Genomic DNA, 2,190 nt, shown 5'->3' with positions numbered 1-2,190 from the left:
CATAACCTTAAAAAGTTTACAATTTTCTGGTGGTTATAACGAGAAGGTCACACCCGTTCCCATTCCGAACACGGTAGTTAAGCTTCTCAGTGCTGATGATACTTGGATGGAGACGTCCCGGGAAAGTAAGTCGCTGCCAGATTTATATCAAGACCTTATGGTTTACGCCATAAGGTCTTGTTTTATGTTTTGATAGTTGTAAACACCTATCTTTCGCGTTCATTCATTTCTGTCCTAAATCCTAAATACCTGTACAAAATACCACATATAATACAAAAAATATAATACAAAAAATATAATACAAAAAATATAATACAAAAAATATAATACAAAAAATACAATACCCTATTTGTAAGGGTTTCGATTGTATGTGATATAAAGTTCGGGAATTTAGGGTACAAAATATCACATATAAGCCAATAGTCTATTAAAGCACATTTTTTACGAACTTTATTGTTTTATATGTGATAACTTTATATCACATATAAAAGCTGTAATGCCATATTTATAAGGATTTTCGTATGTGTATTATATAAGTTTGAGAATTTAGGCTATTTGGAAGGAAATACTAAAAGTTTGTTTTTTGTAAATTTGGAAACTACCTATGGAACTATAATTCAAACAAATTATGATAAAAAAGGTGGTTTTGTTTTAGTTGCTTGACTTTAAAAGTTTAATGGAGGGAAATATTTACAATTTAAGATTTTGCTTGTCCTGGAAAGTTTGCTAAGACTTCAAACATGTATATAAATAAAGTGATGTTTCAAATTTAAAATGAAAGAGGGATTAGCGTGAAAAAAATTTTATCAATTTTTTTATGTGTTACTTTCATTTTTGTGATGAGTGGTTGTAAAAATAGTACTACACAAAACGCTCCTGTTGCTTGTCAAACTACTTCTCCTCAAAAATCCATAAATCAAAGAGCAGCTGAAATTGTTGATTCATAATCTCTATATCAAAAAGCGGCCTAAATGCTTCAACCTGCTGTATATAATGTTTTGAATACAAATCATATCCAAAAGTATTGTTGCGGTAGCGTTTTGTCAAATATGGATCCACAGAATTATATGGATGGCAAGGTACAGTAAATACACTTCAAAAACAAGCAATGAATTCTGATGCTGCTATTCCATTCGTTTACGGACAGGACGATGTTCATGGAGTTAACTATTGCAATGGTGCAGTAATATACCCACACAATATAAGGAATGGGTGAAATTACTTCCGCTGTTCATATGGCTAATTAGACTCAAATATGGTTGAAGTGAAATATAGATAACGAACATTAAAGTTGAATCTATAGGACCTAAAACGGTATCTAATTTAGATGAAGAGCATGCTTTAAATTTAGTTTTCTAGTTTTTCATCTTATAGTAGTGTCACCATACCTAAACAAACCAATCTAAATATAATGAAAAAACAAATAGGAATGACGTATTTTAAATTATATGTGAGGATATTGACATATTACGAAGTATAATTGAGGCTAAATCAAATTACTCTGTAATTTTGCCTATGTATTGAGATTGAACGAAACTAAAATAGGTGATATATTAATAAAGCTGTCGCTGACGCCGAGAACAAAACGCTGAAAGTATTACTAGAGGCGAGTCGGAAGTTAACACAAAAAAGTTTTAAAAAAAGTGTTGACAAGAATGAAGCGACATGTTAACATAAGATTCCGCGCTGACGAAGCGAGGGAAATGGACTTTGAAAAGTAAACAGTGTAAGACGATAAGGAACTCGTTAATTAATTGAGTAACTTGCGAAACAAATATACGCGAGTAAGTAATTTAGAGCCAAAAGGCTCTCTAATAAATATTTTTTAGAGAGTTTGATCCTGGCTCAGGACGAACGCTGGCGGCGTGCTTAACACATGCAAGTCGAGCGGAGAATATAGCAATATATTCTTAGCGGCGGACGGGTGAGTAACGCGTGGGCAATCTGCCTCATACAGGGGGATAACACTGGGAAACTAGTGCTAATACCGCATAAAATAGTGAAGTGGCATCACTTTACTATCAAAGGAGCAATCCGGTGTGAGATGAGCCCGCGTCCGATTAGCTAGTTGGTGGGGTAATGGCCCACCAAGGCGACGATCGGTAGCCGAACTGAGAGGTTGATCGGCCACATTGGGACTGAGACACGGCCCAGACTCCTACGGGAGGCAGCAGTGGGGAATATTGCGCA

The 2,190-nt window shown here is 34.8% G+C and carries 1 protein-coding gene, 1 rRNA gene and 1 other annotated feature; of the genes, one reads left to right on the top strand and one right to left on the bottom strand.

Features of this window, described 5'->3' with window-relative positions:
- Positions 1-25 precede the first annotated feature (25 nt).
- Positions 26-142, top strand: a 5S ribosomal RNA gene (gene rrf, locus ACECE_RS0209175).
- Between the two features lie 749 nt (positions 143-891).
- Here the strand turns inward: rrf and ACECE_RS32575 are convergent.
- Complete coding sequence (locus tag ACECE_RS32575; protein WP_162862510.1) at positions 892-1,059, bottom strand: hypothetical protein; 168 nt, start codon at positions 1,057-1,059, stop codon at positions 892-894.
- An 809-nt stretch (positions 1,060-1,868) separates the two neighbouring features.
- Positions 1,869-2,190, top strand: a sequence feature (16S ribosomal RNA rRNA prediction is too short).

This window comes from Acetivibrio cellulolyticus CD2 (assembly GCF_000179595.2).
Taxonomy (GTDB): domain Bacteria; phylum Bacillota; class Clostridia; order Acetivibrionales; family Acetivibrionaceae; genus Acetivibrio; species Acetivibrio cellulolyticus.
The sequence above is the reverse complement of the archived record's forward strand: the minus strand, read 5'-3'. Positions and strand labels throughout refer to the sequence as shown.